This is a genomic window from Providencia sp. (assembly GCF_052096715.1).
Taxonomy (GTDB): Bacteria; Pseudomonadota; Gammaproteobacteria; order Enterobacterales; family Enterobacteriaceae; genus Providencia.
Genome location: NZ_JBQDNB010000021.1, coordinates 30,887 through 45,745, shown reverse-complemented (window position 1 = coordinate 45,745; position 14,859 = coordinate 30,887). Strand labels below are relative to the sequence as shown.

The window sequence follows — 14,859 nt, the reverse complement described above, 5'->3', positions numbered from 1 at the left end:
TTCAAAAATTTCAAAAATTTCAAAAATTTCAAAAATTTCAAAAATTTCAAAAATTTCAAAAATTTCAAAAACATCAAAATTTTAAAAACCGTCAAAGCTTATCTTGTTATTTTAGCTCTCTGCTTTTTATTGTGATTTGTATGATTTTTTATATGGTGAGCTTGAATTCTCATTTTATGCCCCCAACTATTGGACTATCGATAAGTTAAAACTCTTCAATTAGATTAAAGATATAGAGGCCATTAATGAGTATGAAAGGACAGGAAACTCGCGGTTTCCAATCAGAAGTTAAACAACTGCTGCAATTGATGATCCACTCGCTTTATTCAAATAAAGAAATCTTTTTGCGTGAGCTTATATCAAATGCGTCAGACGCCGCAGATAAGCTGCGTTTTCGTGCACTTTCAAAACCTGAACTGTATGAAAATGATGGTGAATTGCATGTGCGCATCAGTGCCGATAAAGATAAAGGAACGTTAACAATCAGTGATAACGGTATCGGGATGAGCCGTGAAGAGGTGATTGATAATTTAGGGACTATTGCAAAATCGGGTACTAAATCATTTTTAGAATCATTAGGTAGTGACCAAGCCAAAGATAGCCAAATGATTGGGCAGTTTGGTGTTGGTTTCTATTCTGCGTTCATTGTGGCTGATAAAGTGACTGTACGCACCCGTGCGGCAGGTTCAGCCCCTGACCAAGGTGTTTTTTGGGAATCTGTTGGTGAAGGTGACTACACCATCGCTGATATCGAAAAAGAACAACGTGGTACAGAAATTACTTTGCATCTTCGAGAAGATGAAAAAGAATATTTAGATAACTGGCGCTTACGTTCAGTGATTAGCAAATATTCTGACCATATCGCATTGCCTGTTGAGATTGAAGATAAAAATGAAGAAGATGGTACAGTCACTTGGGAAAAAATTAACCAAGCAAAAGCACTGTGGACGCGTAATAAATCTGAAATTTCAGATGAGGAATATGTCGAATTCTATAAACATATTTCTCATGACTATGCTGACCCGTTGAGTTGGACCCATAATCGCGTTGAAGGTAAACAAGAATATACCAGCTTGCTGTATATCCCATCGAAAGCGCCATTTGATTTATGGAATCGTGACCAACAGCATGGCTTAAAACTGTATGTACAGCGTGTCTTTATTATGGATGATGCTGAACAGTTTATGCCTAATTACCTACGTTTTGTACGCGGTGTGCTTGACTCGAACGATTTGCCACTGAATGTCTCTCGCGAAATTTTGCAAGATAGCGCACTAACACGTAATTTACGTAGCGCGTTGACTAAACGTGTCTTGCAAATGTTAGAGAAAATGGCAAAAAATGATCCTGAAAAATACCAAGCTTTCTGGCAACAATTTGGCTTAGTCATGAAAGAAGGGCCTGCGGAAGATACAAGCAATGGTGAAGCGATTGCTAAACTTCTGCGCTTTGCGACAACGCACTCAGAAAGTAGTGTGCAAAATGTCTCTTTGGAAGACTATATAAGCCGTATGGTTGAAGGGCAGGACAAAATATACTTTATTACTGCTGATAGTTACGCTGCTGCGAAAGGAAGTCCACATTTAGAGTTATTCCGTAATAAAGGAATTGAGGTTCTGCTGCTATCTGATCGTATTGATGAATGGATGATGAATTACCTATCTGAATTTGATGGTAAACAGTTCCAGTCAGTTAGTAAAGCTGATGAGTCATTAGATAAATTAGCCGATGAAAATAAAGCAGAGTTAGAAGAAGCGGATAAACAATTAGCACCATTTGTAGAGCGTGTAAAAACCTTTTTAGGTGAACGCGTTAATGATGTGAAACTAACTCATCGTTTAACTGATACGCCAGCAATTGTAACGACTAATGCAGATGAAATGAGTACGCAGATGGCCAAACTATTTGCGGCAGCAGGGCAAGCAGCGCCTGAAGTTAAATATAACTTCGAGTTAAACCCAGCACATCCATTAGTTAAAAAGGCATCAGAAGTGACTGATGAATCTGTTTTCTCTGATTGGGTTGATGTACTTTTGGATCAAGCACTACTTGCTGAACGTGGCACGTTAGAAGATCCAAACTTATTCATTCGCAAAATCAATGAATTACTTTTGAAATAATTAAGTGACTCATTTTCGTTTTTGAACATAAACCACGTTTTAGCTTGTGCTTTAGCGTGGTTTTTTTCTTTTGCGAAGAAAGTTAAATGCGAAAACGTTTACGTGTCTTCTTGAGTCGAGCGCTATGCTAATGGTATGGTAGCTTGTTTTCTTTTCAAATTATAAAAAACTAAAAGCAAGGGGTTTACGCAATGCGTATCATTCTGCTCGGCGCTCCAGGCGCAGGCAAGGGCACTCAAGCTCAATTTATTATGGAGAAATTTGGGATCCCACAAATTTCAACTGGTGACATGTTACGTGCCGCTGTTAAATCAGGAAGCGAGTTAGGTAAACAAGCTAAAGATCTGATGGATAACGGCAAGTTAGTAACTGATGAATTAGTTATCGCGTTGGTTAAAGAGCGTATCAAACAAGATGACTGTCGTAACGGCTTCTTGTTGGATGGGTTCCCACGTACAATTCCTCAAGCTGATGCAATGAAAGAAGCAGGTATCACGGTTGATAGCGTTCTGGAATTTGCTGTACCTGATGATATTATTGTTGAACGCATTATAGGTCGTCGTGTACATGCACCATCAGGTCGTGTTTATCATGTTAATTTCAACCCACCAAAAGTTGAGAATAAAGATGATGTTACCGGTGAAGAATTAACAATTCGTAAAGATGACCAAGAAGATACCGTACGTAAGCGTTTAGTTGAGTATCATGATTTGACCGCACCTTTAATTGCTTATTATCAAAAAGAAGCCAAAGCGGGTAATACTCAATACTTTAAATTAGATGGCACGCGTAAAGTTTCAGAAGTGAGCGAAGAATTAGCTAAAATTCTCGGTTAATTTTAGAATTGATTATTAATAAAGGCAGCGATAACCGCTGCCTTTATTTTTGTGCCACTTGGTGTCAAAAATAGTTATTTATCTGTGATAAAGTTGGGAATGATTATCAATTAGGAGTAATTATAATGTTAGAAAAAAAAACCGGAATTCTGTTAGTTAATTTAGGCACTCCAGATGCCCCAACAACATCCGCAGTTAAACGTTATTTGGCCGAATTTTTGAGTGATATTCGTGTTATTGATCTTCCTCGCATTATTTGGAAACCCATTTTGCATGGTGCAATTTTACCTTTGCGTTCGTCTAAAGTGGCGAAACTATATCAATCAATTTGGCAAGAAGAGGGTTCTCCTTTATTAGTTTACTCTTTGCGTCAGAAAGAAAAATTAGCGCAATGTTTTCCTGAGATACCGGTTGAATTAGGCATGAGTTATGGTTCACCTTCAGTGAAAAGTGCGATAGATAATTTAATGAGCCAAAATGTTACTGATTTAATCGTATTACCGTTATATCCTCAGTATTCATGTACTACAACAGCGGCCGTCTATGATGCTGTGACGAAAGTATTTCAGAGGATGAGGACTATCCCATCTCTACAGTTTATTCGTAGCTATGCGACGCATCCTGCGTATATTCAAGCATTGGTTTCTTCTATTGAAAGCAGTTTTTCTGAACATGGTGAGCCTGATAGATTAGTGCTGTCTTTTCATGGCATCCCTCAGCGTTATTGTGATACAGGCGATATTTATCAGCAAGAATGTGAAAAAACGGCACAATTACTGAGAGAAGCTTTAGATTTTCCAAGTGAAAAAGTGTTATTAACTTATCAGTCTCGTTTTGGTCGTGAGCCATGGTTAACGCCTTATATGGATAAAACTATGCAGCAATTACCCGCAAAAGGCGTAAAATCCGTTCAGGTAATTTGTCCAGGATTTTCAGTGGATTGCTTAGAGACATTAGAGGAAATCAGCGAGCAAAATAAAGAATTTTTTATCAATAACGGCGGTACTAATTATCATTACATTCCTGCGTTAAATGATAGTCAAAATAGTATTGACATGCTTAAATTAATTATAAAAGGTGTAATTAAATAATCTATGGCTTAAATTAATACAATAATCTGCTGTTATCGATATATCAAAAATTTCAAAATTGACTATAATACTTATCTATAACTTAATTATATAAAATATTATATGTCATTTGGAATTAATATGAGCAATGGTAAAGAATCACAAGGTGGCTTAAAACAGGCACTAGTGCAAAGTCCGCAATTCAATATGCAACCAAGTGATGAAATTGACTTAATGGCATTATTAGCAGTTTTGCTGAGGCATAAATTTCTAATAATTGCTTTTACAGTTGTAATGACAATTATAAGTATTGTTGTCGTCAGTTATTTACCACAAAAGTGGACGAGCACAGCCGTTGTGATCCCTCCAACGTCTGAAGAGATTCAAGAGATTAGTTCAATTGGCGCACAATTGAGTGTATTAGATATTAATATTGATTTAGGCGCACAACGTATATTCAATGTTTTCATTGATCAGTTTCGTTCGAAAGTAAATCAAGAAGCCTATGTGAGAAGTACTGATTATTATAAAAAGCTTTCACAAAAAATAGATTCAAAAGAAGAAGTGCTTAGCCAGCAAAGATTGGTTAATCAAATCATTGAGAATGGTATTCAACTTAAAGATAAATCAAAAGAGAAAAACAGTGATTCTACTGATATTGTTTTAACTTTTACTGCCCCTCAACCTATTGAAGCTCAAGACTTACTTGAAGGCTATGTTCGTTATACGGCTTCAAAAGTCAGAACGCAAATCAAAATAGAAATTGAAAATGCCATTGCTCGCCAATTGGTATATGCAACGGAATCTTTCAAGCAGGAAATTACTAAAATTCGTACTAAGTATGATGTTAAAGTTGAAAGATTAAAACGCGCTATTGATATTGCGAAAGCAGCGGGCGTGACAAAACCGATTTCGAGTGAAGCGGCTTCTATTATTGATGATCCTGATTATCCAATTGCATTGGGAACTGAAGCGCTAGAGCAAAAATTACTGATTGAAACACAAAGTCGAGATATTGAATTAATGAGTGAAGACTTACAAAATCGTCAACACTATATTAATAATTTGAATGAGTTAACGAGCCAAGAATTAAATTTTACACCAGTGAAATTTATTCTAACGCCAGATTTACCGCTACGTAAAGACTCACCTAAATCTTCATTGATTGTTGCATTGAGTGCAATACTTGGATTTATTCTTAGCTGTGCTTTTGTGTTAAGTCGTGAATTGTTTCGTGATTACAACAAACAAAATACACATTAAGTAAATTGCTAAATAATTAATAATGAAGCCAGCACCTTGAGACAAGGGTGCTGGTTTTCTTTTATCGTGCTAGAATAGACCAATGTTCCTTTTCTGATTTTTTTCATTATGAAATTCCCCGGTCAACGCAAATCAAAACACTATTTCCCTGTCAGCCTCAGAGATCCTCTTTTGCAACCAATTAAAGAGAGAATGAGCGAAGACGAAAATTGTAAATCTTATATTGTTGGTATCGATCAAACATTAGTGGATATAGAAGCTAAAGTTGATGATGAATTTATTCAGCGTTATCAATTAAGTAAAGGTCATTCATTAGTTATTGAAGACGATTCAGCTGAATCGCTTTATAAAGAGCTTACAGACAACGCATTGATTACTCATGAGTTTGCCGGTGGCACTATTGGTAATACACTACATAACTATTCTGTACTGGCTGATGATAAATCTGTATTGCTTGGAACTATGTGTAATAACATAGGGATAGGTAGTTATTCATATCGTTATTTGTGCCATACCTCTAGCCGCGTTAATCTTAACTATTTACAAGGTGTTGATGGACCTATTGGCCGCTGTTTTACGTTAATAACAGAAAATGGTGAGCGGACTTTTGCCATTAGCCCTGGTCATATGAATCGTTTGCACCCTGATAGTATTCCAGAAGATATTATCGCAAATGCATCTGCTTTGGTTTTAACAGCGTATTTAGTGCGTTGTAAGCCGGGTGAAACGATGCCTGAAGCCACAATGCAAGCAATCACCTATGCTAAAAAACATAATGTTCCTGTCGTGTTAACCTTGGGGACTAAGTTTGTTATTGCTCAAGATCCTCAATTTTGGCGTGACTTCCTAACAGAACATATATCTGTCGTGGCAATGAATGAGGACGAAGCATTAGAATTGACAGGCTTTAGTGACCCTTTGCTTGCTTCTAATATGGCATTAGATTGGGTTGACCTTGTTTTATGCACCGCGGGCCCTTCAGGGCTATATATGGCGGGTTATACTGAAGAAGCCGTCAAACGGGTGACTCAACATCCATTATTACCCGGTGCGATTGCTGAGTTTAATTTGTATGAGTTTAGCCGCGCTATGCGCCAGCAAGATTGCAAAGTCCCATTGAAAATCTTTTCTCATATTGAGCCTTATATGGGTGGGCCAGAGAAAATAATGAATACGAATGGTGCAGGGGATGGGGCTTTATCTGCATTGCTTCATGATATTACGGCGAACTCCTACCACCGCTCTAATGTGCCAAATTCAAGTAAGCATGAGCGCCAATACTTAACTTACTCATCATTAGCGCAAGTGTGCAAATATGCAAACCGTGTCAGTTATCAGGTTTTAACCCAACACTCGCCACGATTGACTCGTGGTTTACCTGAGAAAGAAGATAGCTTAGAAGAATCTTATTGGGAAAGATAAATTTATTATCGTGAGTGATTATTAGATGAGTAAATACTATTGAGTGTAATTGAATGCCCCAATGTTTAAATCAACATTGGGGCATTCAAGTTAATCACTATACTATTGCTACTAGATTAGGTATTAACAAAAATACTTATTTGAAGGCTAAAATAGCCACTTAAGTTAGTTGAAATTAAATTAATCAAAAAAACCGTATTATTGTTGAATAATTTTTAGTCATATTTGGATGGTGATATCAAATATGAGTGTTTATAAAAATTGATTATAAAATTTAACTTTAATGCGCCTATTTTTGATAATTAAAATTCGAGCATATTATTTATAGTTGATAAGTATTATTAATGTATTTAATTTTGTTTAGTGAGTAATTGTGGTTTAAGAAGACTGAGTGAATTTCAAGATAAAAAAAGGAAGCCAAATGGCTTCCTTTTTTGTATTTTACTGTTTGTTTTTTAAACCAAGAAGTAATTAATGAGATGGTTTTAGATACTCATCTAAATTTTTTCCTTCATTTTTTCCATCATGGTTACTATCCGAATTGTCATCAATTGAGCAGCCAAATTCTTCGACATCGTTACACATGAAGGTTGCCATTGATTTAGCAATTTCATGTTCACCGATAATAATATGGTCCGCTCCACGTTCTTTTATGAAGCTAACTTCATCATCGTAGTGAGCACGGACAATCACGATAACATTAGGGTTTAGTTCTTTAGCTGTTGCCACAATTTCACCAGCTTCATAACCATTAGGAATGGTCACAAGTAAGGTCTTCGCACATTCAATACGCGCTAAGCTAATGGTTTCTTTGTTTGCTCCATTACCTAAGATTGCGCTAAATCCATTTTCGGCAAGACCTTCAAATCTAGCTCGAGTGTCCTCAACGACAACCAGTGGGATATTTTTTCTACGTAGTTTGTCCGCTAGCATCCCACCGACACGTCCATAACCAACAATAATGGCGTGACCACAGATATCGACAGGAACTTGAGTTTCATCTTCTAAGGTTTCTTCAAGAAGCTGCTCTTCGATAGTTTCTGTTCTTTCAAGATACTTATCTAATAAGGTAAATAAGATAGGGTTAAGCATGATAGAGACAATTGCACCTGCTAATACAAGGTTTTGAGCGTCTTTATCCATCACACCGAGTGCTAATCCCATACCTGCTAAGATAAAGGCAAACTCACCGATTTGTGCAAGACTGACTGATATGGTTAGTGCTGTTCGCCGTGAATGACCAAACATGCGTACAAGCACCAATGCTGCGGCTGACTTACCGATAATGATAATCGCAAGTACACCTAAAATACCCAGCGGTTGCTGTAATAGTACCATTGGGTCAAATAGCATACCGACAGAAACGAAAAACAGTACGGCAAATGCATCGCGTAGCGGTAAGGTATCTTGAGCAGCACGATGGCTAAGCTCAGATTCATTCAATACCATTCCGGCAAAGAAAGCACCAAGGGCAAATGAGGCATCAAATATTGCCACCGCCGCATAAGCTATACCTAATGCAAGAACAAGGACGGCTAAGGTAAAGAGCTCGCGGGAACCCGTTGAAGCAGTGCGCGATAAAATCCATGGGATCACTTTACGGCCAATAACAACCATAAGAACAATAAAGGCAACAACTTTACCAACTGTCCAAGCAAGTCCGAGGATAAGCTCGCTAAAGCTTGCGTCATCGGTATTCATGATGGCAGCAGCAGCAGGTAATAGTACAAGAGCTAGCACCATGGCTAAATCTTCAACTATTAACCAACCAATGGCAATTTGTCCGCGCTGACTTTCTATTAGTTGTCGTTCTTCTAAGGCTCGAAGTAGTACAACGGTACTGGCGGTAGACAAACAGAGTCCAAAAACAATACCAGTAAATATTCCCCAGCCAAATAACATGGAAAGGCCGAGGCCTAATATCGTTGCGACCGCTATTTGTGCCACTGCGCCGGGGATGGCAATCGCTTTAACTGCGAGCAAATCTTTAAGTGAAAAGTGAAGGCCAACCCCAAACATTAATAGGATAACACCTATTTCAGCGAGCTCTGGTGCCAGGGTGGTGTCGGCGACGAATCCAGGTGTAAAAGGACCGGCTAGTACACCAGCCGCTAAATAACCAACTAAAGGGGAAATTTTTAATCGTTGAGCTATCATTCCTAACAAATATGCAAGGGCGAGACCACCAACAATGGTTGTAATTAAGGGCGTTGAATGCTCCATTTAGTCTCCTCTGGGTCGTGAATAAAAAAGGTGGGTACATGCCTTTGACTTTTAAAATGACGGTGATGCATTGACTATCATTTTGAAATACAAATTTCATGTTTAGGTATTTTATCTTTTTTTGAGATAAATTGCCTTAAAAAAATGCAATGTTTTTAAAAAAAAAGCGGACTAGAGGTGATAAATAGTTTAAAGGTTTTAGTTTTTGAGATTTAGGGCTGATATTTGAGTCAAATATAGCTGTAGTAACCCATACTTATGTTTTGATAAGTATGGGTAAAATAAGAAAATAAAACTATTTATTACCAATATTTGGTAGTAACACTGTGAAAATACCAAGTAATGGTAGAAAGGCGCAATATTGATAAACTTGTTCAATACTGGTTTGGTCTGCAACATATCCGAGTACTGCTGCGCCAACACCACCCATGCCAAAGGCTAGTCCAAAAAAGAGGCCTGAAACCATTCCTGTTTTACCGGGGATCAGGTCTTGGGCATAAACTAGGATCGCTGAAAAAGCAGATGCTAATATCAAGCCAATGATCACAGTGAGTACGCCTGTCCAATAGAGCGATACGTGAGGTAAAATTAAGGTAAATGGCGCAACACCAAGTATAGAAAACCAAATAACATACTTACGACCAATTTTGTCACCGATAGGGCCACCAATCATAGTGCCTGCAGCAACAGCAAATAAAAATACAAAGAGGTGAATTTGGGCATTTTGAACCGAAACACCGAATTTATCGATTAAATAGAATGTGTAATAGCTGCTAATGCTCGCTAAATAAAAGTATTTAGAAAAGATTAATACCAGCAGGACAGCCAAAGAGCCGATTACTGCCTTGCGCGGTAAAACTTTAATATTAGCGTCATAAGTGCTCTTTTTATTTGCTGTGCGGTGTTGTTGCTTATACCAGCTACTAACCTGTAATAGAATGACAATCGCCAGTAGTGCGGCAAGCGAAAACCAACCAATATTGCCTTTGCCGTAAGGTTCAATAATCAGCGCTGCAAGTAATGGGCCTAATGAAGCCCCTAAATTTCCCCCAACTTGAAAAAACGACTGGGCAAGACCGTGACGTCCACCAGATGCCATACGTGCGACGCGAGACGATTCAGGGTGAAATACGGATGATCCAGTTCCCACTAGCGCCGCCGCTAATAAAATCATGGGGAAAGTTTCAGCCATCGCTAGTAGTATTAATCCTGAAAGGGTGAAGGTCATGCCAATAGGTAAGGAATAGGGCTGTGGGTGCTTATCCGTGTAATAACCAATTATTGGCTGTAGTAATGATGCCGTAATTTGATAAGTTAGGGTTATCATTCCTATTTGAACAAAACTCAGCGAGAAATCAGCTTGCAACAATGGATAAATCGCTAGGATTAGCGATTGGATCATGTCATTTAACAGGTGAGAAAAACTGATTGCGGTGAGAATACTAAAAACAGTTTTCCCTGTTTTGCTCGACGGTTTCGGTGGACTGATGTTGTTTGGTGTTGTGGTCTGCTCACTCATAATTATCAACTTATTATTGTGTTATATAATTGTTATCAATATATCCGATATTCTTGGCATACTTCAAGTTAGTGGTTATATTCAATCTCGATCATCTACAGCTTGTCTATAATTCGCCGTATTTCACCTATATTTAAATGAAGAAATAAGAAGTTTCAAAAAGCATAACAATGAATTATTTGAAGTAGATCTCATTTTTATGAAACGAATTTCTTATTATGCAAGAGGTATCAAATCTTGCTCAAATTTTTATGCTATAAAACAGAACTCGATTACTCACTATAATCTACACACACTGTAGAAAATTCCTATATCAGCAGGGAGAAATGTATGAAGTTTACATTTAAGGCATCAGTATGTGCGTTAACTGTGTCTTTGGCGCTATTACCAGCGGCATTGGCAAACGCATGGGAAAAAGATAAAGCCTATAATATTACTATTTTACATACGAATGACCATCACGGGCACTTTTGGCACAATGATAATGGAGAGTATGGTTTAGCGGCACAAAAAACGGTTGTTGATGAAATCCGTGATGAAGTTGCTAAACAAGGCGGCAGTGTATTACTGCTATCTGGTGGTGATATTAATACAGGTGTCCCTGAGTCTGATCTGCAAGATGCAGAACCTGACTTTAAAGGGATGAATTTAGTGGGTTATGATGCAATGGCACTGGGCAACCATGAATTTGATAATCCACTTGAAATATTGCGCCAACAAGAAAAATGGGCTACTTTCCCATTCCTTTCCGCTAATATTTATCAAACTAGTACCGGTAAACGTCTATTTAAGCCTTATCAAATTTTTGATAAGCAAGGTGTGAAAATTGCGGTGATGGGGCTGACAACGGATGATACTGTTCGAATTGGTAATCCGGCTAATTTCCCTGATGTTGAATTTCGTGTTCCAGCAGAAGAAGCCAAAAAAGTTGTTGATGAGCTTCGTGAAACTGAAAAACCAGATATTATCATTGCGGCAACCCATATGGGACATTATGACAATGGTAATCACGGTTCAAATGCACCCGGTGATGTGGAAATGGCGCGTAGTTTACCTGCGGGCTATTTAGATATGATTGTGGGTGGACACTCACAAGATCCTGTTTGTATGTCAAAAGAAAATAAAGATTACAAACAAGCTGATTATGTACCGGGAACACCTTGTGCACCTGATAACCAAAATGGCACTTGGATTGTTCAAGCCCATGAATGGGGTAAATATGTAGGCCGTGCTGATTTTGAATTTAAAAATGGCAAATTCACACTAAAACATTATCAATTGATCCCTGTAAATTTAAAGAAAAAAGTTACTAAAGAAGATGGGACGACTGAGCGCGTCTATTACACTCAAGAAATTGCACATAATCCTGAAATGACTAAATTGTTGACGCCTTATCAAGAAAAAGGTGACACACAACTTGGCGTGAAAGTAGGTTCAGTTGACGGTAAATTAGAAGGTGATCGTAGTAAAGTTCGTTTTGTCCAAACTAACATGGGTCATTTGTTGTTAGCGGCACAAAAAGAGCGTGCGGGTGCTGACTTTGCCATTATGAGCGGTGGTGGTGTTCGTGATTCAATTGAAGCCGGTGAGATAACATATAAAGATGTGCTGAAAGTTCAGCCATTTGCCAATGAATTGGTGTATGTTGATTTTAAAGGTGATGAAGTCATTCCTTATCTGCAAGCGGTTGCCAATATGAAACCTGACGCGGGCGCTTATGGACAATTTTATAATGTTAATCTGACATTAAATGCAGATGGCACTATTAGCGATGTTAAAATTGATGGTAAACCTGTAGATACATCAAAAACTTATCGCATGGCGACATTGAACTTTAATGCTATCGGTGGCGATGGTTACCCTAAAATTGATAATCATCCAAACTATGTAAATACCGGTTTTGTTGATGCAGAAGTGCTTAAAGGCTACATTGAGAAACATTCTCCATTGAAAGCTTCTGATTATGAGCCGAAAGGTGAGATTGTTTATAAAAATAAATAATCAGCAGTAATAGATTGATATTCAAAGCCCCAGAGATGGGGCTTTTTGCTAGGTTAGTCTTTTTTTATCTCCGCAAAAGTCGCGTTTAATACCTCAGCAAGGGCATTTGGCGCTAATTCAATGTCAAGTCCGCGTTTTCCACCTGAAATAAACATCGTGTCATATTGTTTGGCCTGGCTATCAATAACGGTAGGCAGACGTTTTTTCTGACCAAGAGGGCTGATCCCACCGAGTAAATAGCCCGTTGTTTTTTGTGCTATTTGCGGGTCGGCCATTTCGACTTTTTTTACTTTGAAGACTTTAGCTACCAGTTTTAAGTCCAATTGGCCAGAAACCGGTGTGACTGCGACTGCCAGCGTTTTTTGATCGCCATTTAATGCCACTAACAAGGTTTTAAATACCTGTTTAGCATCTAACCCTAATTTATTGACGGCCTCATCACCAAAGTTATGCTCATTTGGGTCATGGTCGTAAGGGTGTAAGATAAATTGAATTTTATGTTTTTCGAGTAATTTTACTGCGGGTGTCATATTTATACCTGCTATTTTCTAATCAACTACTTACGTAAATAATCAACAAGGCTGCCTTCACCAAATAGGTGCAAAGCACCAACAGCCACCACATAGTTTCCATCTGGTAGTGCTTTTAATTTTTCACTCCAAGCTTGGTTGCGCTTAACCATTAAGGCTTGGTAAACATCTTCACTGAAGGTATTGGGCAATGTCGCACAATGATTAGGTTGATAATCAAGCCACCAGCTAATCATGGTTTGCAAAGAGCGTGCATTCGCTCGCCAATGGACAAGGGAGTCTTGTAATAGCGCTAAACCTTGATTAGGTAGCTTGAGCAGTAGCTCAATTTGCGAATCAGTTCCTTCAAGTTCAATCATTTCTTTTTGTTGCGATTGAGCGCTGCGTAAGAGTTGATAGTCAATGCCATAGTAACCCCTTAAACCCAGTTCTTGAGCTTGAGTCGCCTGCAAAATTAGTGCAATTTGCCAAGCGGGCAGTCTATCGAATTGGCTTGGTTCTTGGCGAATTTCCTGACAATACTGTAAAAACAACGCATACTCTTCTTTGGTAAGTCGTTCTTCTACCTTCACCTGTGCTGCGGCTTGTGAGGGGAAGGGGGAATAATTATCGGTAATATCTGCTTCTACAATCAACGCATCCGCTTGGTTGAGTTTTTCTAAAAGTACCGCAGATAAAGGAAACATGTTTTCTGTTCCCATATGAATACTACCGACAATATGCAGTTTTAGTTTTTTTGATAAACGAATATCAGCAGCAGGATAGGGATATACTGGTGCGACTTCAGTATGTAGCCAATTTTTCAAATTTTCGAGTAGCTTTCCCATGTGTAACCCACCGACTTTAAGTTTCAGTTGCTTAGGTTAAACAATCTTGGGTGGATTTGCGAATAACTCAAGGGATTATTTCCTTTCTTTACGTGTTGTTCTGTTTACTATAATCATAAGTGGCTATTTTGACGCCAGAACTCTGCTGGTGTTAAACCGCCCAATTTCTTTTGAGGCCAGTGCGCGTTATGGTGAAGGATAACGCTTGATAAAAACTCGGCTACCGTTAGGTTTTGTGCCGCAGGTATTAGCGTAGAAAATGGTATTTCAAGTCGTATTGATGCCTCATTTTCAACATCAAAATAACTTAAGTTGAGATTCTGTTGGCTACACCATTGTTGCAATGGGTGCTCTTCAAATACAGATTCTAAAAATAGCGTTTTATTTTCAGTCTCAAGACTTTGTATAGCAGCCGGTAAGCTGGGTTGTATTTCATTTAACCAATTGACGACGAGTTGTGCAGATATTCCTTGAAAGATTGCGATGCACAAATAGCCGCTGACCTGTTCTTCTAACCAGAGTAAATGAAGTTGCCCATCATCTTGAGGTAGTAAATTCAATCGACGATAGCGTAATTTCAATGTTCCGCAATGCAGGCCACTGTTCAAGGCTTTTTTCCCTTTTAAAACTCGGGTGCCAAGAATATTCATATGAACCATATTCCCCTTTTTCAGCATCCTATCTAAACTTGCCCGTGAAATAGCTTGTCCCATGCCATCATTAACATAAGTGATGAGCTCATCCAGAGGTAAAACAAAGTGTGTTCTTAGCCAAAGGGCTAGATTAATTTGTTCTTGTCTCATTACCTTGTGTACATTTCGTGGGGTGGATTTCTGATCCTCAACATCTTGCCTTATGCGCCAACGTCGTACGGTAGAAACCGAAATACCTAGTTCTTTAGCAAGCTCGCGGTCACTTTTGTCTGACTGTTGCAGGTAGCGGCGAACTCGAGGTGTCGTTGTCGCGTTAGCATGTAATTTTATTTCCATCTCAAACTCCTCTTCTAAATGAGGTTGTATTCAATCTTATGAGACTAGTTTATTTGGTA

12 protein-coding genes are annotated in these 14,859 nt (G+C 38.4%); 7 read left to right on the top strand and 5 right to left on the bottom strand.

Going from position 1 to position 14,859, the window contains the following annotated elements; genetic code table 11:
* The 6 genes from ACTH6U_RS15265 to ACTH6U_RS15240 all read left to right on the top strand — a co-directional run.
* On the top strand, window positions 1–209 hold a 209-nt coding region (locus ACTH6U_RS15265), incomplete at its 5' end, for a hypothetical protein (RefSeq protein WP_441832549.1).
* 36 nt (window positions 210–245) lie between these two features.
* The gene (gene htpG / locus ACTH6U_RS15260) at window positions 246–2,120 is read left to right on the top strand and encodes a molecular chaperone HtpG (RefSeq protein WP_294104850.1); all 1,875 of its coding nucleotides are present in this window, start codon (window positions 246–248) and stop codon (window positions 2,118–2,120) included.
* A 191-nt stretch (window positions 2,121–2,311) separates the two neighbouring features.
* A complete protein-coding gene (gene adk, locus ACTH6U_RS15255; RefSeq protein ID WP_294104849.1) occupies window positions 2,312–2,956 on the top strand; it encodes an adenylate kinase in 645 nt (214 codons plus the stop codon).
* Between the two features lie 125 nt (window positions 2,957–3,081).
* Window positions 3,082–4,047: a ferrochelatase gene (hemH, locus tag ACTH6U_RS15250; RefSeq protein ID WP_294104847.1), complete on the top strand. Its 966-nt coding sequence runs from the start codon at window positions 3,082–3,084 to the stop codon at window positions 4,045–4,047.
* A 120-nt stretch (window positions 4,048–4,167) separates the two neighbouring features.
* Window positions 4,168–5,289: an LPS O-antigen length regulator Wzz(fepE) gene (gene wzz(fepE), locus ACTH6U_RS15245; protein WP_441832548.1), complete on the top strand. Its 1,122-nt coding sequence runs from the start codon at window positions 4,168–4,170 to the stop codon at window positions 5,287–5,289.
* Between the two features lie 108 nt (window positions 5,290–5,397).
* Window positions 5,398–6,711: an inosine/guanosine kinase gene (locus ACTH6U_RS15240; RefSeq protein ID WP_434719541.1), complete on the top strand. Its 1,314-nt coding sequence runs from the start codon at window positions 5,398–5,400 to the stop codon at window positions 6,709–6,711.
* A gap of 471 nt (window positions 6,712–7,182) precedes the next feature.
* On the opposite strand, the gene ybaL is transcribed toward ACTH6U_RS15240, so the two are convergent.
* Window positions 7,183–8,934, bottom strand: coding sequence for a YbaL family putative K(+) efflux transporter (ybaL, locus tag ACTH6U_RS15235; protein ID WP_441832547.1), 1,752 nt, complete (start codon window positions 8,932–8,934; stop codon window positions 7,183–7,185).
* Between the two features lie 295 nt (window positions 8,935–9,229).
* Window positions 9,230–10,453, bottom strand: a complete 1,224-nt coding sequence (locus ACTH6U_RS15230) for an MFS transporter (protein ID WP_294104825.1) — start codon at window positions 10,451–10,453, stop codon at window positions 9,230–9,232.
* A gap of 330 nt (window positions 10,454–10,783) precedes the next feature.
* On the opposite strand from ACTH6U_RS15230, the gene ushA reads away from it, so the two are divergent.
* Window positions 10,784–12,454: a bifunctional UDP-sugar hydrolase/5'-nucleotidase UshA gene (gene ushA, locus ACTH6U_RS15225; RefSeq protein ID WP_294104823.1), complete on the top strand. Its 1,671-nt coding sequence runs from the start codon at window positions 10,784–10,786 to the stop codon at window positions 12,452–12,454.
* A 53-nt stretch (window positions 12,455–12,507) separates the two neighbouring features.
* Here ushA and ybaK read toward each other — a convergent pair whose 3' ends face one another.
* The 3 genes from ybaK to ACTH6U_RS15210 all read right to left on the bottom strand — a co-directional run bounded on the left by ybaK (window position 12,508) and on the right by ACTH6U_RS15210 (window position 14,800).
* Window positions 12,508–12,984: a Cys-tRNA(Pro)/Cys-tRNA(Cys) deacylase YbaK gene (gene ybaK / locus ACTH6U_RS15220; protein WP_294104821.1), complete on the bottom strand. Its 477-nt coding sequence runs from the start codon at window positions 12,982–12,984 to the stop codon at window positions 12,508–12,510.
* Between the two features lie 26 nt (window positions 12,985–13,010).
* Window positions 13,011–13,811, bottom strand: a complete 801-nt coding sequence (locus ACTH6U_RS15215; protein ID WP_294104819.1) for a TraB/GumN family protein — start codon at window positions 13,809–13,811, stop codon at window positions 13,011–13,013.
* Between the two features lie 113 nt (window positions 13,812–13,924).
* Entirely contained in the window at window positions 13,925–14,800 is an 876-nt protein-coding gene (locus tag ACTH6U_RS15210) for a hypothetical protein (protein WP_336429616.1), read from the bottom strand.
* Window positions 14,801–14,859: the final 59 nt, after the last annotated feature.